This window comes from Actinomadura spongiicola (assembly GCF_003432485.1).
Lineage (GTDB): Bacteria > Actinomycetota > Actinomycetes > Streptosporangiales > Streptosporangiaceae > Spirillospora > Spirillospora spongiicola.
On sequence record NZ_QVNQ01000004.1, the window covers coordinates 754,457 to 781,330 of the forward strand.

26 protein-coding genes are annotated in these 26,874 nt (G+C 72.5%); 17 read left to right on the plus strand and 9 right to left on the minus strand.

Annotated features, from left to right (window positions below; translation table 11 throughout):
• Window positions 1-94 precede the first annotated feature (94 nt).
• Window positions 95-304, minus strand: a complete 210-nt coding sequence (locus D0T12_RS16225; RefSeq protein WP_117400370.1) for a ferredoxin — start codon at window positions 302-304, stop codon at window positions 95-97.
• Window positions 305-388: 84 nt separating this feature from the next.
• Here D0T12_RS16225 and D0T12_RS16230 point away from each other — a divergent pair, with 84 nt between their 5' ends.
• Window positions 389-1,108: a class I SAM-dependent methyltransferase gene (locus tag D0T12_RS16230; RefSeq protein ID WP_233526096.1), complete on the plus strand. Its 720-nt coding sequence runs from the start codon at window positions 389-391 to the stop codon at window positions 1,106-1,108.
• Here the strand turns inward: D0T12_RS16230 and D0T12_RS16235 are convergent.
• Genes D0T12_RS16235 through D0T12_RS16245 form a run of 3 tightly spaced genes read right to left on the minus strand, consistent with a single transcriptional unit; the run spans window position 1,089 to window position 4,285 of the window.
• Complete coding sequence (locus tag D0T12_RS16235) at window positions 1,089-2,201, minus strand: prenyltransferase (RefSeq protein ID WP_117400371.1); 1,113 nt, start codon at window positions 2,199-2,201, stop codon at window positions 1,089-1,091. The genes D0T12_RS16230 and D0T12_RS16235 overlap by 20 nt on opposite strands.
• Window positions 2,191-2,955, minus strand: coding sequence for a class I SAM-dependent methyltransferase (locus D0T12_RS16240; protein WP_199487499.1), 765 nt, complete (start codon window positions 2,953-2,955; stop codon window positions 2,191-2,193). The genes D0T12_RS16235 and D0T12_RS16240 overlap by 11 nt, the downstream gene beginning before the upstream one ends.
• A 43-nt stretch (window positions 2,956-2,998) precedes the next feature.
• Window positions 2,999-4,285 carry a glycosyltransferase family 4 protein gene (locus D0T12_RS16245; RefSeq protein WP_233526097.1) on the minus strand — a complete coding sequence of 429 codons (1,287 nt, stop codon included), beginning with the start codon at window positions 4,283-4,285 and terminating at the stop codon, window positions 2,999-3,001.
• 230 nt (window positions 4,286-4,515) lie between these two features.
• On the opposite strand from D0T12_RS16245, the gene D0T12_RS16250 reads away from it, so the two are divergent.
• Both D0T12_RS16250 and D0T12_RS16255 read left to right on the plus strand, forming a co-directional pair.
• The gene (locus tag D0T12_RS16250; protein ID WP_117400374.1) at window positions 4,516-4,893 is read left to right on the plus strand and encodes an SCO2583/SCO2584 N-terminal domain-containing protein; all 378 of its coding nucleotides are present in this window, start codon (window positions 4,516-4,518) and stop codon (window positions 4,891-4,893) included.
• 56 nt (window positions 4,894-4,949) lie between these two features.
• The gene (locus tag D0T12_RS16255) at window positions 4,950-5,678 is read left to right on the plus strand and encodes a Clp protease N-terminal domain-containing protein (protein WP_117400375.1); all 729 of its coding nucleotides are present in this window, start codon (window positions 4,950-4,952) and stop codon (window positions 5,676-5,678) included.
• A 2-nt stretch (window positions 5,679-5,680) separates the two neighbouring features.
• On the opposite strand, the gene D0T12_RS16260 is transcribed toward D0T12_RS16255, so the two are convergent.
• Entirely contained in the window at window positions 5,681-7,162 is a 1,482-nt protein-coding gene (locus tag D0T12_RS16260; RefSeq protein WP_117400376.1) for a PucR family transcriptional regulator, read from the minus strand.
• A gap of 112 nt (window positions 7,163-7,274) precedes the next feature.
• Here D0T12_RS16260 and uraD point away from each other — a divergent pair, with 112 nt between their 5' ends.
• Genes uraD through alc form a run of 9 tightly spaced genes read left to right on the plus strand, consistent with a single transcriptional unit; the run spans window position 7,275 to window position 16,335 of the window.
• Window positions 7,275-7,739 carry a 2-oxo-4-hydroxy-4-carboxy-5-ureidoimidazoline decarboxylase gene (gene uraD, locus D0T12_RS16265; protein WP_117400377.1) on the plus strand — a complete coding sequence of 155 codons (465 nt, stop codon included), beginning with the start codon at window positions 7,275-7,277 and terminating at the stop codon, window positions 7,737-7,739.
• Window positions 7,736-8,050, plus strand: a complete 315-nt coding sequence (gene uraH, locus D0T12_RS16270; RefSeq protein ID WP_117400378.1) for a hydroxyisourate hydrolase — start codon at window positions 7,736-7,738, stop codon at window positions 8,048-8,050. Before uraD ends, uraH begins: the two co-directional genes overlap by 4 nt.
• 5 nt (window positions 8,051-8,055) lie before the next feature.
• Entirely contained in the window at window positions 8,056-8,949 is an 894-nt protein-coding gene (gene pucL / locus D0T12_RS16275) for a factor-independent urate hydroxylase (protein ID WP_117400379.1), read from the plus strand.
• Window positions 8,950-8,963: 14 nt separating this feature from the next.
• A complete protein-coding gene (locus D0T12_RS16280; protein ID WP_117400380.1) occupies window positions 8,964-9,860 on the plus strand; it encodes an FAD binding domain-containing protein in 897 nt (298 codons plus the stop codon).
• The gene (locus tag D0T12_RS16285; protein ID WP_117400381.1) at window positions 9,860-10,345 is read left to right on the plus strand and encodes a (2Fe-2S)-binding protein; all 486 of its coding nucleotides are present in this window, start codon (window positions 9,860-9,862) and stop codon (window positions 10,343-10,345) included. The genes D0T12_RS16280 and D0T12_RS16285 overlap by 1 nt, the downstream gene beginning before the upstream one ends.
• Window positions 10,342-11,715: an 8-oxoguanine deaminase gene (locus D0T12_RS16290; RefSeq protein WP_117400382.1), complete on the plus strand. Its 1,374-nt coding sequence runs from the start codon at window positions 10,342-10,344 to the stop codon at window positions 11,713-11,715. The genes D0T12_RS16285 and D0T12_RS16290 overlap by 4 nt, the downstream gene beginning before the upstream one ends.
• Window positions 11,712-14,039 (plus strand): xanthine dehydrogenase family protein molybdopterin-binding subunit, encoded by a 2,328-nt coding sequence (locus D0T12_RS16295; RefSeq protein ID WP_117400383.1) that lies wholly within the window; start codon window positions 11,712-11,714, stop codon window positions 14,037-14,039. The genes D0T12_RS16290 and D0T12_RS16295 overlap by 4 nt, the downstream gene beginning before the upstream one ends.
• Window positions 14,024-15,328, plus strand: a complete 1,305-nt coding sequence (gene allB, locus D0T12_RS16300) for an allantoinase AllB (protein ID WP_117400384.1) — start codon at window positions 14,024-14,026, stop codon at window positions 15,326-15,328. The genes D0T12_RS16295 and allB overlap by 16 nt, the downstream gene beginning before the upstream one ends.
• Window positions 15,325-16,335, plus strand: a complete 1,011-nt coding sequence (gene alc, locus D0T12_RS16305; protein WP_117400385.1) for an allantoicase — start codon at window positions 15,325-15,327, stop codon at window positions 16,333-16,335. The genes allB and alc overlap by 4 nt, the downstream gene beginning before the upstream one ends.
• 6 nt (window positions 16,336-16,341) lie before the next feature.
• Here alc and D0T12_RS16310 read toward each other — a convergent pair whose 3' ends face one another.
• From D0T12_RS16310 to D0T12_RS16320, 3 genes are all read right to left on the minus strand, one after another.
• Window positions 16,342-16,575 (minus strand): DUF397 domain-containing protein, encoded by a 234-nt coding sequence (locus D0T12_RS16310; RefSeq protein WP_117400386.1) that lies wholly within the window; start codon window positions 16,573-16,575, stop codon window positions 16,342-16,344.
• A gap of 132 nt (window positions 16,576-16,707) precedes the next feature.
• Window positions 16,708-18,141: a S1 family peptidase gene (locus tag D0T12_RS16315; RefSeq protein WP_117400387.1), complete on the minus strand. Its 1,434-nt coding sequence runs from the start codon at window positions 18,139-18,141 to the stop codon at window positions 16,708-16,710.
• A 176-nt stretch (window positions 18,142-18,317) separates the two neighbouring features.
• Entirely contained in the window at window positions 18,318-18,995 is a 678-nt protein-coding gene (locus D0T12_RS16320) for a TetR family transcriptional regulator (RefSeq protein WP_117400388.1), read from the minus strand.
• 150 nt (window positions 18,996-19,145) lie between these two features.
• Between D0T12_RS16320 and D0T12_RS16325 the strand changes: the two genes are divergently transcribed.
• Complete coding sequence (locus D0T12_RS16325; RefSeq protein ID WP_117400389.1) at window positions 19,146-20,768, plus strand: MFS transporter; 1,623 nt, start codon at window positions 19,146-19,148, stop codon at window positions 20,766-20,768.
• A 54-nt stretch (window positions 20,769-20,822) separates the two neighbouring features.
• Here D0T12_RS16325 and D0T12_RS16330 read toward each other — a convergent pair whose 3' ends face one another.
• Window positions 20,823-22,184 (minus strand): RNA polymerase sigma factor, encoded by a 1,362-nt coding sequence (locus D0T12_RS16330; RefSeq protein ID WP_117400390.1) that lies wholly within the window; start codon window positions 22,182-22,184, stop codon window positions 20,823-20,825.
• Window positions 22,185-22,417: 233 nt separating this feature from the next.
• On the opposite strand from D0T12_RS16330, the gene egtA reads away from it, so the two are divergent.
• Genes egtA through egtD form a run of 4 tightly spaced genes read left to right on the plus strand, consistent with a single transcriptional unit; the run spans window position 22,418 to window position 26,746 of the window.
• Window positions 22,418-23,668: an ergothioneine biosynthesis glutamate--cysteine ligase EgtA gene (gene egtA / locus D0T12_RS16335; protein ID WP_117400482.1), complete on the plus strand. Its 1,251-nt coding sequence runs from the start codon at window positions 22,418-22,420 to the stop codon at window positions 23,666-23,668.
• On the plus strand, window positions 23,656-25,002 hold the full coding sequence (egtB, locus tag D0T12_RS16340; RefSeq protein WP_117400391.1) for an ergothioneine biosynthesis protein EgtB: 1,347 nt from the start codon (window positions 23,656-23,658) through the stop codon (window positions 25,000-25,002). Before egtA ends, egtB begins: the two co-directional genes overlap by 13 nt.
• Window positions 25,002-25,736: an ergothioneine biosynthesis protein EgtC gene (egtC, locus tag D0T12_RS16345; protein ID WP_117400392.1), complete on the plus strand. Its 735-nt coding sequence runs from the start codon at window positions 25,002-25,004 to the stop codon at window positions 25,734-25,736. The genes egtB and egtC overlap by 1 nt, the downstream gene beginning before the upstream one ends.
• 53 nt (window positions 25,737-25,789) lie before the next feature.
• Window positions 25,790-26,746, plus strand: a complete 957-nt coding sequence (egtD, locus tag D0T12_RS16350) for an L-histidine N(alpha)-methyltransferase (RefSeq protein WP_199487500.1) — start codon at window positions 25,790-25,792, stop codon at window positions 26,744-26,746.
• Window positions 26,747-26,874: the final 128 nt, after the last annotated feature.

The window sequence follows — 26,874 nt, forward strand, 5'->3', positions numbered from 1 at the left end:
TCGGGGGTTCAGGTGTTGTGAAAGTCTACAGTCTCCATGGTCAGAGGTACATTGGTGCTTGCCACAAGGCTTTTCGGCTTACCTGGATTCCGAGTCAGGTGTTGTCTGTGTCAACAGACTCGATGCTCAGGGCCGCCTTCGGGCAGGAGCGCACCGCGTGCCGCACGCGGTCGCGCTCTTGCGGCGGAACGTCCGGCAGCAGGACGTGCAGCACGTCATCGTCATCGAGGTCGAAGACCTCGGGCGCGAGCCCCACGCACACCGCGTTCGCCTCGCACACCAGCGGATCCACTCGTACTCGCATCGACTTCTCCGTTCTTGGTTTGGAATAGGGGGTTCGTCGCGTGTTCATGGCACTTGGATATGGTGCCCGGACGGAGGGAGACCGATGACCGACACCGAGGCGTCCACCGGTCCGGGGACGGCCGCCCGTCCCGTCCCGGAGATGCCGCCCGATCTGCTGCGGGCCGCGCGCTCCGCCAAGGGCTTCATGCCCGACGACGAGGGACTCGCCCTCTACGAGACGGCCCTGGAGTACGGGACGCGCCTCGCGGGCACCGGACCGCTCCTGGAGGTCGGCACCTACTGCGGGAAGTCCGCCGTCTACCTGGGCGCCGCCGCCAAGGCCGCCGGGACCCTCGTGGTCACCGTCGACCACCATCACGGCTCCGAGGAGAACCAGGCGGGCTGGGAACATCACGACCCGTCCCTCGTCGACCCGCGCACCGGACGCATGGACACGCTGCCCACGTTCCGCGCGACGATCGCCGCGGCGGACCTGGAGGACCACGTGGTGGCGGTCGTCGGGCAGTCCCGCACGGTCTCGGCGCTCTGGCGGACGCCGCTCGCGCTGCTGTTCATCGACGGCGGCCACGCGGAGGAGCACGCGCGGGGCGACTACGAGGGCTGGGCGCCGCACATCGCCGTCGGCGGGGCACTGGTCATCCACGACGTCTTCCCCGACCCGGAGGACGGCGGGCAGGCCCCGTACCACCTCTACCTGCGGGCCCTGGCCAGCGGCGCGTTCGAGGAGCGCGGCGCGGTCGGCTCGCTCCGCGTCCTGCGCCGCACCGGCGACGCGGACCCGCTCACCTCCGGGCGACCGTGACCAGGGCGCATCCGCAGGCGGCGGGATCGGAGGCGGCGCACGGCCCCAGCGGGCGGCCCGCGATCTCCTTGAACAGGCGGGCGCCGGGGGAGGCGTCGGCCAGCGCGTCCGCCGCGAGGATCACCGCCGCCGCCGTGTAGGTGGACCGGTCGCCGGGGAAGTGCCGCCGGTTCTCGAACTGCCAGCCCGTCCAGTACGAGCCGTCCTCGTGCCGCAGATGCTGGACGGTCGCGAACAGCTCCAGCGCCCGGTCGCGGTCGCCCGCCGCGTCCAGCGCCAGCACCAGTTCGCAGCTCTCCGCCGCCGTCACCCACGGCTGGTCGGACACGCAGCGGCAGCCGAGGCCCGGCACGACGAAGGTGTCCCAGCCGTCCGCGAACCGCCGCTCCGCGTCCTCGCCGCGGACGGGCCCGCCGAGCACCGGGTAGTACCAGTCCATCGACCAGCGGCTCTTGTCGGCGAACGCCTCCGGATGCGCGGCGACGACATGCCCGAGTTGGTCGGCGGCCAGCTCCCACTCCGGCTGCGGCTCGCCGAGATGCTCGGCCAGCGCCACCGCGCAACGCAGCGACTGGTAGATCGACGAGCAGCCGGTGAGCAGCGCGTGGTCGGACGCGCCGCCGTTCTCGTGCCGCATCCAGATGATCTCTCCGCGCCGGGTCTGGAGCCCGAGCGTGAAGTCGATCGCGCGCCGCACCGCCGGCCACATGTGCCGGGCGAACTCCTCGTCGCCGGTCAGGACCAGCTCATGCCACACGCCCACCGCCACGTAGGCGGCGTGGTTGGACTCGCCGCCCGGCTCGGTGACCTCGCCCAGCACCCACTTCGCGGGCCAGGACCCGTCCGGCCGCTGGACGCCGCGCAGCCACTCGTAGGCCCGCCGCGCCTCCGCGCCGAACCCGGCGACGGTCAACGCCATCGCCGCCTCGACATGATTCCAGGCGTCCACATGGCCCGGCACCCCGGCCGTCGGCGCGAACCAGGGGATCGCGCCGGACGCCTCCTGCTGCGCGACGATGCTCCGCGCCGTCGCGACGATGTCGTCCCGCGACACCACCCCCGGCAGCGCGGGCGGGACGGTCTCAGACCGCATCCGCCGTCTCCTCGGTCGGGGCGGACCCTCCCGACTTCGCGCCCGGGGGCTTGGCGAAGTAGACGACGACGCTCTTGCCGATCAGCGGGTTCAGGACGCGTTCGGCGAGGCGGGTGGCGAGGGGGCGTTTCATGATGTCCCAGACGAGGACCTGGTGATAGGCCTTGGCGAGCGGGTGGTCGTCGTTGTTCACGCCGACCGCGCACTTGATCCACCAGTAGGGGGCGTGCAGGCCGTGCGCGTGGTGGTGACCGCCGACCCTGAACCCGACCGACTTCAGTTTGGCCTCCAGCTCGGCGCGCGTGTAGATCCGCACATGCCCGCCGGGCGCGGTGTGGTAGTCCTCCGACAGGGCCCAGCACACCCGCTCCGGCAACCAGCTCGGCACGGTCACCGCCAGCTTGCCGCCCGGTCTGAGGACGCGCAACAGTTCGCGCATCGCCCGCATGTCGTCGGGGATGTGCTCCAGCACCTCCGACGCGACGATCGCGTCGAAGTGGTCGTCCGGGAACGGCAGGTCGAGCGCGTCGCCCCGCACCGTCTCGGCGGTCGCGCCCGCCGGCACCTCGCCTTCGAGGCGCATGGCCCCGAACATGGTGTCCACCCCGGCAAGCTCGTCGGCGTCCTGGTCGAACGCCACGACGTGCGCGCCCCTGCGGTACAGCTCGAAGGCGTGCCGTCCGGCGCCGCAGCCCATGTCGAGGACGCGGTCTCCGGGTTCGACGGGGAACCGCTGGAAGTCCACGGTCAGCAGGGTGGTGCTCCTTCCGTCCGGGGGGCGCCGGGAAGGCGTTCCCTCACTTGGCCCGCGCCCGCGTGCGGTCCCGCGCCGTCCGGTAGTGCTCGACCGTGGCCCTGGCCACCGCGGGCCAGGCGAACCGCTTCTGGACGCGGGCGAGCCCGGCGGCGCCGAGCCGCTGGCGTTCGGCGGCGGAGTCGTGCAGCCGGTGCAGCGTGGCGGCGAGTTCCTCGGCGTCCCCGGGCGCGACCAGGACGGCCGCGTCGCCGACGACCTCGGGCAGCGCCCCGGCGCGGCTCGCGACGAGCGGTGTCCCGGACGCCATGTGCTCCACGGCGGGCAGCGAGAACCCCTCGTAGCGGGACGGCACCACGGCGATCTCCGCGGACGCCATCAGCTCGCCCAGCTCCTGGTCGCTGATGCCGCTGACGAACCGGACCCGCTCGCCGAGCGCCAGTTCCCGCGCCAGCTTCTCGGTCGGGCCGTCCTTGCGCGGCCGGCTCACGACGATCACGTGGACGTCCCGTTCGGTGGCGACCTTGGCGACCGCGCGCAGCAGCACGTCCACGCCCTTGATGGGGGCGTCGGCGCTGGCCATCGCGACGATCCGGCCGGGGACGCGCGGCCCGCGCGGATGGAAGATCCGGGTGTCCACGCCGAGCGGCAGGATCTCGATGTCGCGCGGATCGACCTTGAAGTCCTTGACGATGTCGACCTTGGACGACTCCGACACCGTCAGGACCGTCCCGATCCGCCGCGACACCTGCGACTGCATGGCGACGAAGCCGTACCAGCGGCGCTTGCCGAGCCGCTCCTTCAGGCCGCGGGCCGCCTCCAGCTCGATGCGCCGGTCGACGCTGATCGGATGGTGGATGCTCGTCACCAGCGGCAGCCCGAGCCGGGGGATGCCGAGGTTGCCGAGGCCGAGGACCTGGTTGTCGTGGACGACGTCGAAGTCGCGCCGCCGCCGGCGCAGCGTCCGCAGCGCCCGCAGGCTGAACGTCAGCGGCTCGGGGAAGCCGCCCGTCCGCATGTGCGCGAACTCCAGGACGTCCACCCAGTCGCGGAACTCGTGGAGGGACGGGGTGCGGAACGGGTCCTCGTCCCGGTACAGGTCCAGGCTCGGGATCTTGGTGAGGACGATCTCGTCCCGGTCCAGCTCGGGATACGGCTGCCCGGAGAACACCTCCACCGTGTGCCCGAGGTCGACGAGTTCTCTGGTCAGATGCCGGAGGTAGACGCCCTGGCCGCCGCAGTGCGGCTTGCTCCGGTACGACAGCAGTGCCACCCGCAACGGATCGTCGCCGCCGCGCCGTGACGCCCCCGATTCGACTGCTTCACCCACACCGGCCCCTGCCCACACACCTCTCCCGTCAGCCGAGGGACGCCGGGCGCGCCGGCGTCCCCTTGATGCCGTTGATGTAACTAGACCTTAGTCTCCGTACGTTACCGGCGCGTCAGCACGGCCCGGTGCCGACCACCGCGCCGGTGCCGTCGGGCCCGGCGACGACCGATCGACGTCCGGATCGTGGACTAGCCTGGAAGCCGACCGCCGCCCCCGCGCCGGAGATCCCTATGGCCGCAGACTTCGACGAGCCCGTGTTCGACGACGACTTCGTCAGGAGCGCCACGTTCACCGAGCCGTCCGCGCGAGAGCGGGCCCGCCCGCCCGGTGGACGCGAACGGCGCCGTGCCCGCCGCGCCGCACGGGCGGCGCGCGGCCCGACCGGCGCCCGGTTCCGGCGCCGCCGACGCGGTGAGCCGAGCCATCGCCTGGCGGTGTTCCAGGTGCTCGCGGGCGTCCTGGTGCTGTTCGCGATCTCATTCGCCCTCTGGTGGTGGAACTCGGGGTCGCGGGACGAGGAGCCGGTGCGACCGGTCGTGCCGACGGTGACGAACTCGCCCGCTCCCGCCCCGACGACCGCGGCGCCCGGCGGCGTCCCCGAGGTCTGAACGCTGATCGTCAACCACAGGTTGACGTTCCTAGCGCGTCAACCTATGGTTGACGCATGACGGAACCCATTCCGGCGGCCGGCCAGATACGGCTCGACGAACTGATCGCCACCATCAAGAACGTCCACACCGACACCCTCGAACAGCTCACCAGCGCGGTCCTCGCCGCCGAGCATCTCGGTGAGGTCGCCGACCACCTCATCGGCCACTTCGTCGACCAGGCCCGCCGCTCCGGCGCGTCCTGGACGGACATCGGCAAGAGCATGGGGGTCAGCAAGCAGGCCGCGCAGAAACGGTTCGTGCCCAAGGGCCTGACGGCCCCGAACCTGGACCCGTCCGAGGGCTTCTCCCGCTTCACGCCGCGGGCCCGCAACGTCATCGTCGCGGGGATGAACGAGGCCAAGGCCGCGGGCAACGACCACATGCGCCCGGCCCACCTCGTCCTCGGGCTGCTGGCGGAGCCGGACGCGGTCGCGGCCAAGGCCATCCTCGCGCAGGACGTCCTGCTCGACTCCGTCCGGCAGGCCGCCACGGCCGCCCTGCCGCCGGAGGCCGACAGCGTCCCCGAGCTCATCCCGTACGACGCCGACGCGAAGAAGGCGCTGGAGCTGACCTTCCGCGAGGCCCTCCGGCTCGGCCACAACTACATCGGCACCGAGCACATCCTCCTCGCCCTCCTGGAGTTCGAGGACGGCAGCGGAATCCTCTCCGACCTCGGCGTCGACAAGGCGGCCGCCGAGGCGTCCATCACCGAGATCCTGACCGCCCTCACCGGGAAGGGATGAGTTCAGTCCAGCCGGAGGGCGAGGAAGAAGTCGACGCGGTCTTCGAGGCGGGACAGATCGCGTCCGGTGAGGTCCTGGACGCGCTGGATCCGGTAGCGCACCGAGTTGACGTGCAGATGGAGCCGTTCGGCGCAGCGCGTCCAGGAACCGGAGTACCGCAGGAACGTCTCCAGGGTCCGGACGAGGTCGGCGCCGTGCTCCTCGTCGTAGGCGCGCAGCGGATCCAGCAGGCGCTCCCTGAACATCCGCCGGACGTCCTCGGGAACACTGGCCAGCAACAGGACGTGCGTGGCGAGCTCGTGGTGCCGGACGACGCAGACCGGCGACGGGCGCGCGGCGGCCAGCCGCCGCGCGTGCCGGGCCTCCTCCACGGCGCCGCGCAGGTCGGGGCCTCGGGCCGTGTCGCCGACCCCGACCGCGACGCCGCCGCCGGACAGGCCGGGTGACAGCGCGTTCAACGCGTCCTCGATCTCGGCGGCGACATCGCGTCCGGTCGCGGGGACGAGCGCGATGATCTCGTCGTCGACCAGGCCGAGGACCGGGCTCGCGTCGCGGAGGACCTCGGCGAGGACGGCGCGCACCTCGTCCGGGCCCGGCTCGCCGCGGCCGGTGGCGGCGACCGCGACCAGTGGGGTGTCCGACAGTGCGTCGGAGCGTTCCAGTGTCGGCGCGTCGCCGGTGACGGCGGCGGTGACGAGTTCCTGGGCACGGCGGGCATCCGCGTTCTGGCGGTCGTCCAGCATGTCCCGTTCCAGCGCGACGATGGCGGCCAGTTCGCCGGTGAGGGCGCGGCGCTCGGCGGGCCAGTCGGCGAAGTCGCCGTCGCAGGCGACGAACCAGTCGGCCGCGCGGCACCGGGCGTCCTCGGCGACCGCGAAGAGCGAGGCGTCGAGGCCGGGCACGTGGTGCGGCAGCCGCGGCGCGCCGAGGAAGGCCCCGGCCAGGGCGGCGGGATCGGGTGGCCGCGGACCGGCGACGAGCCGTCCGGTCGCGGTGAGGACCCGGCAGCGCATTCCGAGGTCGCGGTCGACGAGGTCGAGGACGGCGTCGAGCCCGGTGCCCTCGACGAGGCGGCGGTGCCGGTCGAGGACGGCGGTCAGGTCCGCCGCGCGGGCGCCGGACAGATGCCGGACGACCTCCTCCGTCACCGTCGCGAACGCCACGTCCGCGGGGACCCTGAACAGCGGCAGCCCGTACCGGCGGCAGGCGTCGACGAGGTCGTCGGGCGCGGTGCCGAACGCGAGGTCACCGGCGGCGAGGCCCGACACGCCCGCGTCGACGAGCGCCCGCACGAACGTCTCGGAGTCGGCCGGGCCCGACCGCCAGACGAGCCCGGTGAGGACGAGTTCCCGCCCGCGCAGGTAGCGGCCGGGGTCGAGGAGGTCGGTGGTGACGACCCACCGGATCGGGCGGTCCAGGGCGTCCTCCCCGGTGACGACCTCCAACCGCAGGTCCGGCATGGCGAGCAGGGCACGCAGCTTCATATGGAGCAACCTACAAAGCGTCGCGGACGGCCGGCGACGGACTTCGGACGTCCTGTCCCTCGACCGGCTCCCGAACGCCTGTGTGTACTGACAGGCGAGAAGGGAGCGGCGGATGCGGTTCACCGATGCGGACCTGGCGGCGTGCTGCGCGTCCCGCCGGTGGGTCGCGGCGCTCGCGGGACGCCCCTACCGGGATCTGGACGAGCTGCGGGCGGCCGGGGCCGCGGCGCTGGACGGGCTGGACTGGCCCGACGTGGTGGAGGCGCTGGCCGCGCACCCCCGCATCGGCGACCGGGTGGACGGCTGGTCCCGCGCCGAGCAGTCCGGGATGGACGGCACCGCCCCGGACGTGCGTGCCGCCCTCGTCGAGGGGAACCGGGCCTACGAGGAGCGCTTCGGTCATGTGTTCCTGATCTGCGCCTCGGGTCGTTCCGCCGCCGACATGCTCGGCGACCTCCGGGACCGCCTGGACAACGACCCCGTGGCGGAGCGGGCCGTCGTCCGGGGCGAACTCGCGAAGATCGTGGAACTTCGGCTGGCCAGGCTCGTCGACCAGGCCCGGGGGAGTGCGCGGTGAGCCTTTCGACGCATGTGCTGGACGCGGCCAGGGGGCTGCCCGCCGCGGGAACGTCCGTCCGGCTGGAGCGGCGCGACCCGGACGGCGGCTGGACGCCGCTGGCCGAGGCGCGCACCGACGAGGACGGCCGGATCAGAGAGTGGGGCGCCGAGCCGGGAGCCGGAACGCATCGCCTGGTGTTCGACACGTCCGCGCTGTCGGACTTCTACCCCGAGGTGACCGTGGTGTTCACGATCACCGACCCGGACGGGCATCTGCACGTGCCGCTGCTGATCAGCCCGTTCGCCTACTCGACGTACCGAGGGAGCTAGCGCCGATGGCCATCGTGCTCGGGCCCAACCGCTACGGGAAGGCGGAGACGCGTGTCGTCCGCGTCACCAGGAACGCCGACGGGAACGGCGAGAGAGACGGCGAGGTCCATCGGATCAAGGACGTGAGCGTCACCGTGCTCCTCTCCGGCGCCATGGAGGACGTCCACCTGTCCGGTGACAACGCCGCGGTCCTGCCCACCGACAGCCAGAAGAACACCGTGTTCGCCTTCGCCAAGAAGCACGGCATAGCGACGATCGAGGACTTCGGTCTCCTGCTCGCCCGCCACTTCGTGGACGCGCAGCCGACGATCACCCATGCCCGCGTGGAGATCCACGAGTACGCGTGGGACCGCGTCACCGGCGGTCACTCGTTCGTCCGGAGCGGCGGGGAGGTCCGCACGGCGCTGGTGCACAGCGACGGCGACGGCGGCGCCGAATCGGTCGTCTCCGGGCTGCGTGACCTCGCCGTCCTGAACTCGACCGGCAGCGAGTTCCACGGGTTCGTCCGGGACGAGTACACGACGCTCCCGCCGACCGACGACCGCGTCCTCGCGACGACCGTCACCGCGCGGTGGCGGCACCGGAGCACCGCGACACGGGACTGGGACGCGTCCTACCGCGAGGCCCGGAACCATCTGCTGCGCGCGTTCGCCGAGACGCACAGCCTGTCGCTTCAGCAGACGCTGTTCCAGATGGGCCGCCGGGTATTGGACGAACGCCCGGAGCTGTGCGAGGTACGCCTGGCGCTGCCCAACAGGCATCACTTCCTGGTCGATCTGGAGCCGTTCGGCATGGACAACGACAACGAGGTCTACTTCGCGGCTGACCGCCCGTACGGGCTCGTCGAGGGCACCGTCCTCACCGATGACGCGCCGGACGCCCCGTCCGCCTGGACCTGAAGGAGGGAAGGGACATGGACTTCCTACGACCGGCGACCTGGCAGGACGCGCTCGCCGTCAAGGCGGAGCGGCCGGACGCGTTGCCCGTCCAGGGCGGCACCGACGTCATGGTCGAGATCAACTTCGACCGGCGCCGGCCCGCGGCGCTGCTCGACCTGACCGGCGTCCGCGCCCTCGCCGACTGGGACCCGGCGGACGGACGCCTCCGCGTCGGCGCGGGCGTCCCGTACGCCCGCCTGATCACCGAGCTCGGACGGAGCCTGCCGGGCCTCGCGCAGGCGTCCCGGACCGTGGGCTCGCCGCAGATCCGCAACCGCGGCACGGTCGGCGGGAACCTCGGCGCCGCCTCGCCCGCCGGGGACGGTCATCCGCCGCTGCTGGCGGGTGACGCCGTGGTCGAGGCGGAGTCGGCGGCGCGCGGCGTCCGGATGATCCCGGTCGCGGAGTTCTTCACCGGCGTGAAGCGGACCGCGCTGGCGCCGGACGAGCTGATCCGGGCGTTCTGGGCGGCCCCGGCGTCCGGCCCCCAATATTTCTCCAAGATCGGCACCAGGAACGCGATGGTGATCGCCGTGTGCTCGTTCGCGGTCGCGCTGCATCCACGGGAGCGGCGCGTCGGGACCGGGCTCGGCTCGGCGGCGCCGACACCGCGCCGGGCCCCGGCCGCCGAGGCGTTCATCGCGCACGAGTTGGACTGGGACGGCCGCGGCCCGCTGTCGGAGGCCGCGGCGCGGCGGTTCGGTGAGCTGGTGGCGGAGGCGGCGTCGCCGATCGACGACGTCCGCGGAACGGGCGACTACCGCAGACGGGCCCTGTCGGTGATGGCGCGCCGCACGCTGACCTGGGCCTGGAACGACCACCGCGCGGGTTCCACCGGAAGCGTGGGCTCGCTGGGAAGGGAGGCCTCCTGATGCGCGTGAACCTCACGGTCAACGGCTCGCACCAGGTCGTGGACGATGTGTGGGAGGGCGAGAGCCTGCTCTTCCTGCTGCGGGAACGGATGGGCCTGCCGGGGTCCAAGAACGCCTGTGAGCAGGGTGAATGCGGGTCCTGCACGGTCTATCTGGACGGTCTCCCCGTGTGTTCGTGCCTGGTCGCGGCCGGTCAGGCGGAGGGGCGGAAGGTCCGCACGGTGGAGGGCCTGGCGGAGGGGCAGCCGGGGGACGAGCGACTCGATCCGGTCCAGGAGGCGTTCCTGGAGGCGGGGGCCGTCCAGTGCGGGTTCTGCACGCCCGGCCTGATCGTCCAGTCCCACGACCTGATCGAGCGGAACCCGGCGCCGACCGACGCCGAGATCCGCGAGGCGCTGGCGGGGAACCTGTGCCGCTGCACCGGCTACGAGAAGATCGTCGACGCGGTGCGGCTGGCCGCCGAGCGGAAGGCGGCGGCGTCATGACGCGGAGGGCGAAGACCGTCATCGAGAACGCCCACGTCGTCACCGTCTCCGGCGACGAGTACCCGGACGGCCACATCGTCGTCGAGGCCGACCGCATCACCGCCGTGGGCCCCGGGCGAGCCGCCGTCGACGAGGCCGACCAAGTCAACCTGATCGACGCCGCCGGGTGCCTCGCCACCCCCGGCCTGGTCAACACGCACCACCACCTCTACCAGTGGGCGAGCCAGGGCCTGGCGGTCGACAGCCCCCTGTTCGAGTGGCTGACGACCCTGTACAGGCCCTGGTCGAAGATGGACGCGGAGATCGTGGCCGGGGCGGCGAGCGCGGGCCTCGGCTGGCTGGCCAAGTCGGGCTGCACCACCTCCACCGACCACCATTACCTGTTCCCGAAGGGACGCGGCGACCTGTTCGCGGCGGGAATCGAGGCGGCCCGGGAGATCGGCGTCCGGTTCCACCCGTGCCGCGGCTCGATGGACCGGGGCGAGTCGCGCGGCGGGCTGCCACCGGACGAGGTCGTCGAGGACCTCGACACGGTCCTCACCGAGACCGCCGCCGCGATAGACCGGTACCACGACCCGTCGCCCGGCTCGATGCTGCGCGTCGCCGTCGCGCCCTGCTCGCCGTTCACCGTCACCCGGGAACTGCTGGTCCGCTCGGCGGAGCTGGCGCGGGAGAAGGGCGTCCGGCTGCACACCCACCTCGCCGAGACCCTCGACGAGGAGGAGCACACCACCGAGCAGTTCGGCATGACACCGGTCGAGTACATGGACTCGATCGGCTGGCTCGGCCCGGACGTGTGGCTCGCGCACTGCGTCCATCTCCACGACACCGACGTCAAACGGCTCGCCGAGACCCGCACCGGCACGGCGCACTGCCCAAGCTCGAACGCCCGCCTCGGCGCCGGGATCGCCCGCGTGTCCCATCTCCTCGCCGAGGGCGCGACGGTCGGGCTCGGTGTGGACGGCCCCGCGTCCGCGGAACTCGTCCCGCTCGCCGGGGAACTGCGGCAGGCGGTCTACATGCAGCGCGCCCGCTACGGACCGACCTCCCTCACAGCCCGGCAGGCCTTGGAGATGGGGACGCTCGGCGGGGCCCGCTGCCTCGGCCGCGACGACGAGCTCGGCACGCTCGAACCGGGCAAGCTCGCCGACATCGCCCTCTGGCGGATGGACGGCTTCCACGCCGCCGTCGACGACCCGGTCGTCGCGTTCGTGTTCGGGCCGACTCCGCCGCTGCATCGCCTGCTGGTCGGAGGCCGGACCGTCGTCGCCGACGACACGCTCGTCACCGTCCCGGAGGACGAGGTCGGACGGCGCGGCGTCGCCGCCCACCGCCGACTGATGGCGCTCGCCGAGGAGGTGTCGCGATGACCTCGCCGCTGGACGTCGCGTCCGCGCCGGGTGGCGTGGGGGACAGCCCGCTCCGCCCGGACGGCACGCTGAAGGTCGTCGGCGAGTTCGCCTACGCCTCCGACCTGTGGATGGACGGGATGCTGTGGGGCGCGACGCTCCGCAGCCCGCACCCCCGCGCGCTGATCCGGTCGATCGACGTCGGCCCGGCGCTCGCGATGCCCGGTGTCCGCGCGGTCCTCACCCACGAGGACGTCCCGGGACGCGCGCTTTTCGGCCTCGACCACCCCGCGGACCAGCCCGTCCTGGCGATCGACCAGGTCAGGTACCAGGGCGAGCCGGTCGCGCTGGTCGCCGCCGACCACCCGGAGGCGGCCCGCCGCGCCCTCGCGAAGATCGTCGTCGACTATGACGTCCGCGAACCGATCACCGACTCCCGCGCCGTGATCGCCGACCCGGAGGGCCTGAAGGTCCAGGAGTTGGGCGGCATCACCCGGTACCAACCCGTCCGCGTCGGTGACGTGGCGGCGGCGCGGGCCGGGGCCGAGGTCGTCGTCACGCGCGATTACGAGGTCGGCATCCAGGACCAGGCGTTCCTCGGACCTGAGGCGGGACTGGCGATCCCGTCCGAGGACGGCGGCGTCGACCTGCACGTGTCGACCCAGTGGCTGCACAACGACCTCAGACAGATCGCGCCGTGCCTCGGCCTCGCCGAGGACCAGGTGCACATGACCCTCGCGGGCGTCGGCGGCGCGTTCGGCGGGCGCGAGGACCTGTCGATGCAGATCCACGCGGCGATGCTGGCGCTGCGCACCGGCAGGCCGGTCAAGATGTCCTACGACCGGCACGAGTCGTTCTTCGGGCACGTCCACCGGCATCCGGCGCGGATGCGGTACGAGTACGGCGCCACCGCCGACGGGCGGCTCCTGTACGCCGACGTCGAGATCGTGCTGGACGGCGGCGCGTACACCTCGTCCACGAGGAACGTCGTCGGGAACGCCGCCTCGCTCGGCGTCGGCCCGTACGAGATCCCCAACATCCGCATCGACGCCTACGGCGTCTACACCAACAACCCGCCGTGCGGCGCGATGCGCGGGTTCGGAGCGGTCCAGGCATGCTTCGCCTACGAGTCGATGATGGACGAGCTCGGCGCGGCCTGCGGGATCGGGCCCGTCGAGATCCGCCGCCGCAACGCCGTCTCGCAGGGGTCGAGGCTCGCGACCGGGCAGATCATCGAGTCGCCGGCACCGCTCGCCGACATGCTGACCCGGCTCGACGCGATGCCGCTGCCGCCGCCGCTCGACCCGTCCGACCTACGGAACCTGCCCGGCGGGGTGTCGCAGACGACACGCGGCGAGGGGGTCGCGCGAGGTGTCGGCTACGGCGTCGGGATCAAGAACATCTGCTTCTCCGAGGGCTTCGACGACTACTCCACCGCCCGTGTCCGGCTGGAGGTCATCGGCGGTGAGGCGACGGCGCTCGTCCACACCGCCGCCGCGGAGGTCGGGCAGGGCCTCGTCACGATCCAGGCTCAGATCGCGCGGACGGAGCTGGGCGTCCAGAAGGTCACGATCGCCCCGGCGGACGACCGGGTCGGCGACGCCGGATCGTCCAGCGCGTCCCGCCAGTCGTACATGTCGGGCGGCGCGGTCAAGGCCGCCTGCGAGGCGGTCCGCGCCGAACTGCTCGCCCTCGCCGCCCGCCGCCTCGCCCGTGGCGGCCACGACCGCGACGACCTGACCGTCCTCGGCGGGAAGATCGTCTCTCGGGCGGACGGGGTGCTCGGCGCCGTCGAGGACGTCCTGCGCGACGACGTCATCGAGCGGACCCGCGAGTACCGGCACCGGCCGACCGTCCCGATGGACCCCGTGACCGGGCAGGGACGCAGCCACACCCAGCTCGCCCTGTGCGTCCACCGCGCCGTCGTCGACGTGGACGTGGAACTCGGGCTCGTCAAGGTCGTCGAGCTCGCCGCCGTCCAGGACGTCGGCAAGATCATCAACCGGACGGGCGTGGAGGGGCAGATCCACGGCGGATCGGCGCAGGGCCTCGGCCTCGCCCTGATGGAGGAGATCATCGTGGTGGACGGCCAGGTTCAGAACCCGTCGTTCACCGACTACCTCATCCCGACGATCCTCGACATGCCGCCGATGCGGCTCGACATCCTGGAACATCCCGACCCGGAGGCGCCGTACGGGCTGCGCGGCGCCGGCGAGCCGCCGACGCTGTCGTCCACGCCCGCGATCGTCGCCGCCGTCCGCGACGCCACGGGTCTGGCGCTGGCGCGGGTGCCGGTCCGGCCGGAGCACATCGTCCGGGGGGGCGTGACATGGACGACCTTGTGATCAGGTCGCGGCGGGCGGTGCTGCCGGACGGTGAGCGCCCCGCCGCCGTGTCCGTCCGCGACGGGCGGATCAGCGGCGTCCACCCGCACGGCGCCGACCTCCCGGCGGGCGCCTCCGTCGACCTCGGCGACATCGCGCTGCTGCCCGGCCTCGTCGACACGCACGTGCACGTCAACGAGCCGGGCCGCACCGAATGGGAGGGCTTCGCGACCGCGACCCGCGCCGCCGCGTCCGGCGGGGTCACCACCCTCGTCGACATGCCGCTGAACTCCGTCCCGCCGACCGTCGACCCGGCCGCGCTGGCCGTGAAACGGGAGGCGGCGCAGGGCGCGTGCGCGGTGGACGTCGGGTTCTGGGGCGGCGCCGTCCCGGGCAACGTGCCCAGCCTGCGCCCGCTGCACGACCTGGGCGTCTTCGGCTTCAAATGCTTCATGTCCGACTCGGGCGTTCCCGAGTTCCCGGCCCTGTCCGTCGAGGAGATGCGGGCGGCGTTCCGGGAGATCGCCTCGTTCGGCGGCCTCGCCGTCGTCCACGCGGAGGACCCCGCGTCGCTGTCGTCGCCGACCGGCGGGGGATATCCGGAGTTCCTGGCCTCACGTCCGCCGTCCGCCGAGCGCCTCGCCGTCGAACAGGCCGTCCGGCTGGTGGAGGAGACGGGCGTGCGCGCGCACATCCTGCACGTGTCCGCCGCCGACTGCGTGGACGTCCTCGCCAAGGCGCGGGCGGACGGGCTGCCCGTGACCGCCGAGACCTGCCCGCACTACCTCGTGCTCTGCGCCGACGACGCACGCGACCCCGCGCACAAGTGCTGCCCGCCCATCCGCGAATCCGCGAACCGCGAGCCGCTCTGGCGGGGCCTCGCCGCCGACGTGATCACCTGTGTCGTCACCGACCATTCGCCGTGCGCGCCCGAACTGAAACGCGGGGACTTCGCCACCGCGTGGGGCGGGATCTCGTCCCTGCAACTCGGTCTCCCCGTCGTCTGGACGGCCGCACGCGCCCGTGGACACGACCTGCGCGCCGTGTCGCGGTGGATGTCCGAGGCGCCCGCCGCGCTCGCCGCCGTCCCGGGCAAGGGCGGCATCGCCGTCGGGAACGACGCCGACCTCGTCGCCTTCGCCGCCGACGAGACCTTCACCGTGAACCCGGCCGCGCTCCACCACCGCCATCCCGTCACCCCGTACGAGGGCCGCACGCTGACGGGGGTGGTGCGGACGACGTGGCTGCGCGGCAGGCCGGTCACGGCCACGCCGACCGGACGCCTGCTCGACCGAACGGAGTCGCGATGACCGGTTTCACCTCGCTGCCGGACCTGGCCGTCCGGACGCTCGGCGGGTCGGTCATCGCCGCGAGCGACGAGTCGTTCGCGGCGAAGGAGAACCTGCTCAACCCGTGGAAGCCGGAGTTCCGGCCGGGAACCTTCGGGCCGAAGGGCCAGCTCTACGACGGCTGGGAGACCGCGCGGCGCCGCGGCCCCGGGCACGACTGGGCGCTGGTCCGCCTCGGCCTGCCCGGCCGGATCGCCGGCGTCGTCATCGACACCGCCTGGTTCACGGGGAACTTCCCGCCGCACGCGTCCGTCGAGGCGTGCTTCGTCGACGGCCACCCCTCGCCCGCCGAGCTGTCGCACGCCGACTGGGTCGAGATCGTCCCGAGGAGCGCGCTCAAGGGCGACGCCGAACACGCCTTCGTCGCGGCCGAACCGGACCGCGTGTTCACCCATGTGCGGCTCAGCGTGTTCCCGGACGGCGGCGTCGCGCGGCTCCGCGTCCACGGCCACGTCACCCCCGACCCGGAGTTCCTGACCGGCCTGACCGTCGACCTGGCGGCCCTGGAGAACGGCGCCCGCGTCCGCGACTGCTCCGACGGGTTCTACTCGTCGGCCGACAACATGCTGTTCCCCGGCCCGGCCCGCACCCAGGCCGAGGGGTGGGAGACCGCCCGCCGCCGCGGCGGGGGCAACGACTGGGCGCTGATCGCCCTCGCGGGCCGGGGGAGCATCAGGCTCGCGGAGATCGACACGACGAACCTGAAGTTCAACGCGCCCGCCGAGTTCGAGCTCGTCGGCTTCGACGAGTGGCCGCCGCCGGACGAGCGGGCGTCGCCGCTGGTCCTCATTCCCCGCACCCGTCTCCGGCCCGACACCCGGCACCGTTTCCGGCTCCGATCGCCCGAGGTCACCGCCGTCCGCGTCGACATCCACCCGGACGGCGGCCTCGCCCGGCTCCGGCTGTGGGGCGACCTGAGCGCCGAGGCGGAACGGGACCTCGCCGCCCGCTGGCGCGCCCGTGGCTGACGCCGGTCAGGGAGCCTCGGTGGGGTCTTCCAAGAGGTCGTCGAACTCGCCGTCCTTGACGCCCGCGATGAAGGCGTCCCACTCGGCCTCGGTGAAGTAGAGGATCGGGCCCTCCGGGTTCTTCGCGTCGCGCATGACGACGGCCCGGTCACCGAAGTCCTTGTGCTCGACGGGGACGTCCTTGCCATCGATGAACTCGATGATGACCCCGTCGCTGAGGATCGGTTCCTGCTCGGTCACTGGCACACCTTCGTCCTGGCTCGTCCGGGCTCGTCTGTCGGGGGTCCAGATTAGTGGCGCAGGCGCCGCGACACAGGGAAAGCTCCCCGGCCGCCCAGATTGGGGAGGGACGGCCGGGGAAGTTCGCGGACGTTACGGGCGGCTGAACCCGAAGTGGTAGTCGCCGTTGCCGCCGTAGGCGTGGACGCGGTACCGGTACGTGCCCGCGGTGCCGTTGTAGTCGATGGTCTCGTCAGGGGTCGGGCTGATCGAGTACGCGACGGTCTGCCAGGTGCCGCCGTTCAACTTCTGGAGGTAGACGTCGAAGTCGACACCGTCGGGGCCGTCGAGGCACGCGGTGTGCGCGCCGGAGGTCGTCGTGGTGTAGCCGTCGCCCGGCTGGTAGTCGCTGCCGCCGGATGTGAGCGAGCCGGTCAGCTTGGTGTCGTACTCGCCGCACGCGCCCGGACCGGGGCCGCCGCCCTCGGTGACCAGTTCGCGACCGTCCCGGGCGAGGATCTGCAGGACCTCCGAGACCGGCTGGAAGTACGTCACGTCGCGGCTGTCCTGGCCGTTGTCGCAGGAGCCCGAGGTGCCGGACGTGATGCCCTGAGCCTGGCCCTCCTCGGTGAACAGCGCGCCGCCGGAGTCGCCGGGGTCGGCGCAGATGCCGGCCGAGATGAGGCCGGAGACCGCGCCCTCCTGGTAGTTGACGGTCACATTGCGCTGCTTGATGGGCCCGCACCAGATCTGCGTGCTGGTCGTGCCGCCCGACCGGCACACGCGGGTGCCCACCGGCGCCTCGACCGCGCCCCGGATCGTCTGGAACGTGCCGTCGTGCTTGTTGACCTTCGGCGTGGGCGTCCACTGGTCGTTGGTGTCCACCCAGGCGTAGTCGTCGCCCGGGAACGAGGAACCGCCGAACGTGCCCTGCGCGACCCGGTTGCCGCCCTCGGTCCGTTCGCCCTGCTTCCCGCAGTGCCCGGCGGTGAGGAACCCGCCGTCCACGGAGAAGGCGACGGAGCAGCCGTACTGGGTCGTCCAGTACCGTTCGCCGCCGACGATGTCGTGGACCAGCCGGGGCCGGGCCGTCGAACGGACGATCTGGACCTTCGCGGCGTCGACACCGCTCGCCTGAACGAACCGCCGCGCCGCCGAGGTGGAGGACGCCTGGACGACGACCCGGTTCGTCTCGGCGTCGACGTACCACGACGCCACCGACCTGGGCGCCGACCTCGCGTGCCGGTTCAGCGTGGCGTGCGCCGAGTCGAGGGCGCCGGCGTCGAACTTCACCAGTTTCGGGGTGGCGCCCGCCGCCTTGATCTTGGCGGTGGACGCGGCGTCGGTGGTGGCGACCACGACCTTGGAGCCGTGTTCGACCCACGCGCCGCCGAACCTGGAACCGAGCGACATCTTCAGTTGCTTCTGAACGCCGGCGGCACGTTCCACCGGCTGCGGCGCGGGGGTGGGGGGCGCCGTCCGCGGCGGGACGGTCGCGGAGTACGACCCCGCGTGCGCCGGGATCGCCGGCGCCACGACGAGGCTCGATGCGGCGGCGATGCCCAGCACAAGCTGTTTGCGTGCCATTCGGGCTCTCCTGGGGGTGGGGAGACGAGGGGGAGGTGGTCACCCCGATGCCCGGAATGTAGAACCGCCCGGTGTCCACGGACAATCAGTCGGCCTTGAATGGTTTTTCGGTGTGAATTCAGTTCGGACAGAAGGCCGCGCGCCGACGCGCGCCGCCCCTTCCGCGAGGAGCCGTCCTAGCCTTCCCGATGCGGGTGGGGTCGCTCGTTGAGGCCCTGCTCGAGCACGGCGAAGGCCTGGTCGACCGCCTCGGAGACCGAGCCGAACGCGCCGGGAAACCGGCGCACGGCTTCGGCGGCGGACTGGAAGCCGCACATCGTGGCGGAGGCGATGACGTGCGGGCGCAGGTCCGTGGCGGGGTCGAGGCCGAGCCGTTCCCCGATGACCTGGGTGATCAGAGCCTGCTTCTTCTGCGCGCGTTCCAGGCTGCCCGCCATGAGGGACGGGCTGTCGCGCATCATCTGGTGCAGGCATTCGAACCGTTGGGGATCGAAGCCGAGTTCGCCGTTCTCGCAGGCGCGGGCGATGCCCACGACCGTGTGGCGCAGCGCCGTCATGATCGGCTCGTCGGCGGGACGCGTGGCCAGCGCGTCGATGACGGCGTGGGTCTGCTCCTCCTGGAAGGTGAGCGCGACGTCCTCTTTCGAGGCGAAGTAGCGGAAGAACGTGCGCGACGAGACGTCCACGGCGTCGGCGATCTCCTCGACGGTGGTGGCGTCGAAGCCCTTCTCGGCGAAGAGCGCGAACGCGGCGTCGACGAGCGCCTCACGGGTGCGCTGCTTCTTGCGTTCGCGCCTGCCCGGGGGCTGGGGCCCGGTGTCGGCTGCGCCGGGCTCATGGGCGGTCGCGGTCATGTGCGAAGTGTAACCAGCGGGCGATCTCCAGCCAAGCGTCAGGTGGTGACCTATGTCGTGATCTGAATCATGTCTTGGCGTGACTGAAGGCGGTTGACGACAAGTGTCATGCTGTGACAATTTGATGCCCTGCCCAACCGGAGGTCCCACATGAGTCAGTTCCCAGGCGCCGAGACGACGATCGAACCGGGCGCCGTCCACACACCCCCGCGCGACCGGGCCCGCGGCCGTCCCGCCAGAAACGGGCACGGCCATCCCTGGCTCACCCTCGTCGCGGTCGCGCTCGGCGTGATGATGGTCGGGCTCGACGCGACCGTCGTCGCGATCGCCAACCCGGCGATCGCCAAGGACCTCGGGGCGAGCCTGTCCGGTCTCCAGTGGGTCACCAACGCCTACCTGCTGGCGCTCGCCGTCACGCTGATCCCGGCCGGGAAGATCGCCGACCGGTTCGGACGCAAGCGGACGTTCCTGGCGGGCGTCATCGGCTTCGCCGTCTCCTCGGTGCTGATCGGACTGTCCGGCGGCCTCGGGATGGTCATCTTCTGGCGCGTCGTGCAGGGCTTCGCGGGGGCGCTCCTGCAACCGGCGAGCCTGGCCATCCTGCGCAACACCTTCCCCGCCGACAAGCTCAACGCCGCCATCGGCATCTGGGGCTCCACGGTCGGCATCTCCATCGCGGGCGGCCCGATCGTCGCCGGTCTGCTGGTCGAGAACGTCAACTGGGAGTCGGTGTTCTTCCTGAACGCCCCGCTCGGCGTGATCGCGCTCCTGGTCGGCCTGTGGGTGATCCGCGAGTCGAAGGACGAGGGCGCCGTGGGCTCGTTCGACCTGCCCGGCGTCGCCCTGCTCACCGGCGCGCTGTTCGGCCTCGTCTGGGGCCTGATCAAGGCGGGTGAGGACGGCTTCGGGGACACGGTCCCGCTCGTGTCGTTCGCCGTGTCGGTCGTGTTGTTCGTCGCGTTCGTCTGGAACGAGCTGCGGGTCGAGCGTCCGTTGCTGCCGCTCGGGCTGTTCCGGTCGGTGTCGTTGTCGGCGGCGACCGGGCTCATCATCCTCGGCTTCTTCGGCATGTTCGGGACGGTCTTCTTCATCACCCTCTACCTGCAGCAGGTGCACGGGATGAGCCCGGTGGACGCGGGTGTCCGGATGCTGCCGATGACCGGCGTGTTCATCGTCGCCTCACCGCTCGCGGGCACGCTGACCAACCGGTACGGACCGAGGGTGCCGCTCGTGCTCGGCATGGCGTTCACCGCGGCCGCGATGTTCGGGCTGTCGCGTATCGGGGTCGACGCCCCCTACGTCCAGCTGTGGCCGTGGTTCGTGCTGATCGGGCTGGCGTTCGGAATGGTCATCGTCGCCGGGACGGAGGCCATCGTCGGCAACGCCCCCGCGCATCTCGCCGGTGTCGCGGGCGGGCTCCAGCAGACCGCCTCGCAGCTCGGCGGCGTCCTCGGCACCTCCGTGCTCGGCGTGCTGCTGTCCACCAAGGTCGGCGACGTGCTGTTCGGGCGGCTGACGGACGCGGGCGTCCCCGCCCCGGCGGCGGAGCAACTCGCGGGACAGGGTGGGATCGTCTCGCAGGGCGTCGCGCCCGTCCCGCCCGGCACGCCCGCCCCGGCCGCCGAGGCCATCACCACCGGAAGCCACCTGGCGTTCATGGACGGCTTCCAGAACGCCCTCACCGTCGCCGGAGTGGTCGCGGCCGTCGCGGTCCTCGCGGCCCTGCCCGTCCGCCGGGGCAACACCCCGGTCGACGGCGCCGCTGGGGTGTAGGCGAGCGTCATCGGCGACGGGGCCGTGCGGCACCCGTCGCCGGAGCCGGGAGCGTCAGCCCTGGCCCGACTCGGAATCCGGCGACGGGGTCGGATTGGTGGTCGGGCTGGGGCTGGGCCCGTCCGGGGCGTCCGTGGGCGGGTCCGTGGGCGGGTCGGTCGGTGGCGTGGTCGGGCCGGAGGAACCGTTGTCGGGGGGAGTCGTCGGGCCGGGGTCCGGGGGAGTGGTCGGCGACCCGTCGTCCGGCGGGGTGGACGGGGTGTTCGGCCGCGTGGTCGGCGTTTTCACCGGTTTCGTTGGCTTCGCCGGTTTCTGGCCGTCCGGCGACCTGCCGGACGGCGCCGGCGCGACCGCCGAGGTGGACGCCGACGCCGGGGCCGACCCCGGGGCCGGAGAACCCGGCTCCGAGCCGTCGCGCCACGGCGGGACGCCGGTGCTGGTCGTGGCCGGGCCGCCGTCCGACGACGCCCGCGCCCCGCCGTCCACACGCTCCGATCCGGTGAACTCGGGCAGGGGGAACTCGGGTGCGCCCGTCTTCAGCGACGCGGAGCTCGTCTGACCGCCGCTCGCCGTCGGAACGAGCGCGGCGGCGCCACCGCCGCCGCCCTTGGCCGACGGCCAGGTGGCCACCAGGCCGAAGATCGCGGCGGCCGACGCGGCGACGCCCGCCGCCGCGCCGAGACCCTTGGAGACGCCGCCGGACTCCCCGCGACGCGCACGGTAGCGGCCCTTCCCGGAACGGGCCTTCTCCGCGCCGAACACGATGAGCGGGCTCGGGGCCGTGACGCTCGGCAGCGGCCGGGTGACCTCCTCCGCGCAGGCGGCGAGGACCCGGTCGCGCAGCCCGTCGGGGGCGCGCGACGGCGCCCGCCGGGCGAGGAGCTGGGGCAGCCTGCCCTTCTCGAACGCGGCGATGAGGGGGAACAGGTCGTGCCGGGATCCGGCAGGCGTCCGCATGAGCAGCTCGAGAACGGCGCGTTCCAACCGCGTCCTGGCGGCGTGGAGGAGCTGCGCGACCGTGTCGGGCGCGATGCCGACGACGAGGGCGATGTCATGCGGTTCGAGCCATTCGCCCGCCCACAGCAGCAGGACCTCGCGGTGGTCGGCGCGCAGGGTCCCGGCGGCGTGCAGCAACGGGTCCGCGGCGGGGAACAGCGAGGCGCCGCGGGCCGCCCCGGCCGCTCCGCGGGTGCGGGTGGGGCCGTTGACGGCGGTGAACGCGCCGTGCTCGGCGCAGACCGCCCGTGCCAGCGAGTACAGCCAGAGCACGCGGTCGCCGCGGGGCGGATGGTGGACGGCCGCGGTGAACGTGTCGCGGACCGCAGCCGCCGCGTGCCGGTCTCCAAGGAGCGACCAGCAGTAGGCGTAGAGGCGGTCGCCGTGCGCGTCGTAGAGCGAGCCCGTGTCCGCGCGCATGTGGCCCTCCTGTCCGGGTGCACACGTCTGGTCGAGGGACTCTAGCGCCTCCGCTCAACGCCTGAGAAGTCGGTGATCGGGCGGTACGTCGAATGGCACGGAAGGTAACGGTGATCCTTGCGGACAGTGACGTTCATGGAGATTTCACGAATTTCCTGAAAATCAGTGGATTCCTGATGCGGTTCAGCAGGGAAGGTTTCGAACTTGTTATCGAAGCTACGCGGGGAGTGCGCGTGACCCGGTTGACCGTGGACGACGTCTACCAGCACATACGCGGCGTCTGTTTCAAGACGGGCCCGCTCGGAACGGTCGGCGCGGAGACCGAATGGCTCGTCGTCGACACCGACGATCCGGCCGCGCACGTCCCCGCCGACCGGGTGCGGAGCCTCGTCGCGGCGGCCGGACCGCCGCCCGGCGGCAGCCGGATCACCTACGAGCCGGGCGGACAGGTCGAGCTCAGCTCCGCGCCGTTCGGCGCGCTCGACGCGCTGCACGCCGCCCTCGACGGCGACATCGCCCACGTCCGGAACGCGCTCGCCCCGGACGGGCTGGCGCTCGCCGGGCACGGCGTCGACCCAGTCCGGCGGCCCAGGTTCCAGGCCGACCATCCCCGGTACGCGTGCATGCGGGACTACTTCCGCTCCGGCGGCTTCCCCGACGCGGGCATGGCGATGATGTGCTCGACCGCGTCCGTCCAGGTCAACCTGGACATCGGCGCCGACGACCCGGACGCGGCACGGCGGTGGCGGCTCGCGCACGCGCTCGGCCCGGTGCTGGTCGCCGCGTTCGCGAACTCGCCGCTGCGCGCGGGCCGCCGCACCGGGTTGCGCTCGTCCCGGCAGGGCATCTGGACCGAGCTCGACCCCTGCCGCACCCTGCCCGTCCTGCGGGACGGCGCGGACGACGACCCCGCCGAGGCGTGGACGCGGTACGCGCTCGACGCCCGCGTCATGCTCGTCCACACCGCGGACGGCGCCTGGGTCACCGACCCCGGCATGTCCTTCATGGAGTGGCTCGACAAGGGCGAGCCCGGGGAGGACGACCTCACCTACCACCTGTCCACGCTGTTCCCGCCCGTCCGGCCGCGCGGCTGGCTGGAACTGCGGATGATCGACGCGCTGCCGGGCCCGTACTGGCCCGTCCCCGTCGCCGTCACCACCGCGCTGCTCGACGACCCGGCCGCGTCCCGGATCGCGGAGGCGGCGACGGAGCCGGTGGCGCACCGGTGGGCGGAGGCCGCCCGGTGCGGGCTGTCGGACGCGGCGCTGGCCGCCGCGGCCCGAACCTGTTTCGCCGCGGCGCTGGACGCGCTGCCGCGGCTCGGCGCGTCCGGGCTGGTCCCGCTGGTCGACGAGTACGCCCGCCGCTACGTGGAACGCGGCCGCAGCCCGGCGGACGACCCCGCACCCGGCCCCTCGCCCGGCGGTACGCCCGACCGCGCAACCGACCCCGCACCCAGGAAGGAACCCACATGGCCCCGTTGAGCTCTCCCGGCGCGATCGCCGAGGACGACCTGAAGAACCTGATCGCCGACGAGCTGGGCGCGGTGCGGAACCGGAGCTTCGGCCTCACCACCGACGTCCTGGCCGCCGACGACCTCACCGGCCAGGTGTCGCCGCTGATGTCGCCGCTCGTGTGGGACCTGGCGCACGTCGGCAACTACGAGGAGCTGTGGCTGCTGCGCGCGGCGGCGGGCGTGGAGGCGATGCGCCCGGAGATCGACGACCTGTACGACGCGTTCGAGCATCCGCGCGCCGAACGCCCCTCCCTGCCGCTCCTCACCCCGGAGGAGGCGCGCGCCTACATCGGCACGGTCCGCGCCAAGGTGCTCGACTCGCTGTCGTCGGTGCGGTTCGACCCGACGAACCCGCTGACCTCGGACGGCTTCGTGTACGGAATGGTCGTCCAGCACGAGCACATGCACGACGAGACCATGCTGGCGACCCACCAGCTACGGAAAGGCGCCCCCGCGCTGCTGGATCCCGTGCCCGACCCGCTTCACAACGGTGTCGAACGTCCCCGGACGGACGAGGTGCTGATCGAGGGCGGCCCATTCCAGATGGGCACGTCCGACAATCCGTGGGCGTACGACAATGAACGTCCCGCGCACATGGTGGACGTCCCCGCGTACTACATCGACACGGAACCGGTGACCAACGCCGCCTATCTCGCGTTCATGGAGTCGGGCGGATACGACGACCCGCGATGGTGGGACCCGGCCGGATGGGAATGGCGCACACGCGGCGACAAGCACGCCCCCGCGTTCTGGTTCCGGGAGGGCGGGCAGTGGCTGCGCCGCCGGTTCGGACGGACCGAACCCGTCCCGCCCGACGAGGCCGTCCAGCACGTGTGCTGGTACGAGGCGGACGCCTACGCGCGGTGGGCGGGCAAGCGGCTGCCGACCGAGGCGGAATGGGAGAAGGCCGCGCGCTGGGACCCGGAGACCCACCGGTCCCGCACGTACCCGTGGGGCGAGGTCTACGACGAGGGCCGCGCGAACCTGGGGCAGCGGACGCTCCGCCCGTCCGAGACCGGTTCCTTCGCGTCGGGTGCGTCGGCGTACGGGGTCAGGCGCATGCTCGGCGACGTGTGGGAGTGGACGTCGTCCGACTTCCACGGCTACCCCGGTTTCCGGTCCTTCCCCTACAAGGAGTACTCGGAGGTGTTCTTCGGGCCCGGGTACAAGGTGCTGCGCGGCGGCTCCTGGGCGACGCACCCGCTCGCCGTCCGCGGATCGTTCCGGAACTGGGACTACCCCATCCGCAGGCAGATCTTCTCCGGGTTCCGCTGTGCCCGCACGGCCGGAGAGGGCGCCTGATGTGCCGCCACCTGGGCTACCTGGGGCCCGAACGGACGCTGCACTCGCTCGTGTTCGACGGCGAGCACTCCCTGGAGACCCAGGCGTACGCGCCTCGGATGACGCAGGGGAACCTTCTCAACGCCGACGGGTACGGCGTCGGCTGGTACCAGGACCATGCGGCGGTCCGGTTCAGGCGCGCGCAACCCCTCTGGACCGATCAGTCGTTCCGGGAGATCGCCGGGGCCGTCCGGGCGTCCTGTGCCGTCGCGGCGATCCGGTCCGCCACGGTCGGGTTCCCCGTGGACGAGTCGTCCGCGCAGCCGTTCCGCGCCGGGACGTGGCTGTTCAGCCACAACGGGAAGGTCGAGGACTACGACGGCGTCGAGTCCAAGCTCCGCGACCTGGCCGGAGACGTGAGCGGCGTCCCGGACGCCCGCGCCCCGGTCGACTCCGCGCCGCTGTTCGCGCTCGCCGTCCGGTACTGGCGGGAGGGACTGCCGCTCGGCGACGGGCTCGTCGCCGTCGTCGCCGCCGTCACCGCCCTGACCTCCGGCCGGTACAACCTTCTCGCCTCCGACGGGACGACCCTGGCCGCGACGACCTGGGGCGACTCGCTGTTCGTCCGGGAGGGCGTCGACGAGATCCGGATCGTGTCCGAGCCGCTCGACGACGACCCCGGCTGGACCCGCGTCCCGGACCGCTCTCTCGTCACCGCCGGGCTCGCGTCCGGTGTCCGCGTCGACCCGCTGTGACCCGTTTCCGTGACCGTGTTTCCGTGACCTCGAACCCCGTGAAGGAGGAACCCGTGGACCGGTTCCTGACCGCCGACGACCTCGCCAAGACGCTCCGCAGCGACGTCCGGGAGGGCCTCACCGGCACGCCGAAGACCCTGCCCCCCAAGTGGTTCTACGACGAGCGCGGCAGCGCGCTGTTCGAGGAGATCACGAGGCTGGAGGAGTACTACCCGACGCGCCGCGAACGGGAGATCCTCGTGGCGCGCGCCCCCGACATCGCCGCCGCGACCGGCGCGCGGACGCTGCTGGAACTCGGCGCCGGGTCGGGGGAGAAGACCCGGCTGCTCCTCGACGCCCTCTCCGGCACGCTCCGCTCGTACGTGCCGGTGGACGTCAGCGGCGACTTCCTGGAGGACGCCGCCGCCGGGATCGCGGCCGACCATCCGGGCCTCACCGTCCGGACCGTCGTCGCCGACTACGAGCAGCACCTGCATCTGCTGCCCGGCGGCGAGCGGCGCCTCGTCGCCTTCCTCGGCGGGACGATCGGCAACATGCCGCCCGCCGCCCGGATCGGGTTCCTCGGCGGCCTGCGCGCCACCCTGGCGGACGGCGACTTCCTGCTGCTCGGCGCCGACCTCGTCAAGGACGCGGAACGGCTCGTCCGCGCCTACGACGACGCCGCCGGGGTCACCGCCGAGTTCAACCGCAACGTCCTGCGCGTCATCAACCGGGAACTGGACGCCGACTTCGACCCGGACGCTTTCGAGCACGTCGCGGTCTGGGACGACGCGGCGGAGTGGATCGAGATGCGGCTGCGGTCGGTCCGCGACCAGAACGTCCGCGTCGGCGGCCTCGACCTCGACGTGTCGTTCGCGGCGGGGGAGGAGATGCGCACCGAGATCTCCGCCAAGTTCCGCCGGGAACGCCTCGAAGCGGAGCTGGGCGCCGCGGGAATGGAGCTCGCCGAGTTCTGGACGGACGCGTCCGGCGACTTCTCCCTGACCCTCGCCCGTCCCGCGCTCGGCTAGTTGTACTGCCCATGGACGTTGGTGACGGCGACACGGGGTGGATGATCTTGAAATAGGGAGGACCTCCTGGCGTGGTGTGGAGCTACCACACAGCCACTCCACGCCCCGGAGGTCCTTGTGCCCCACCG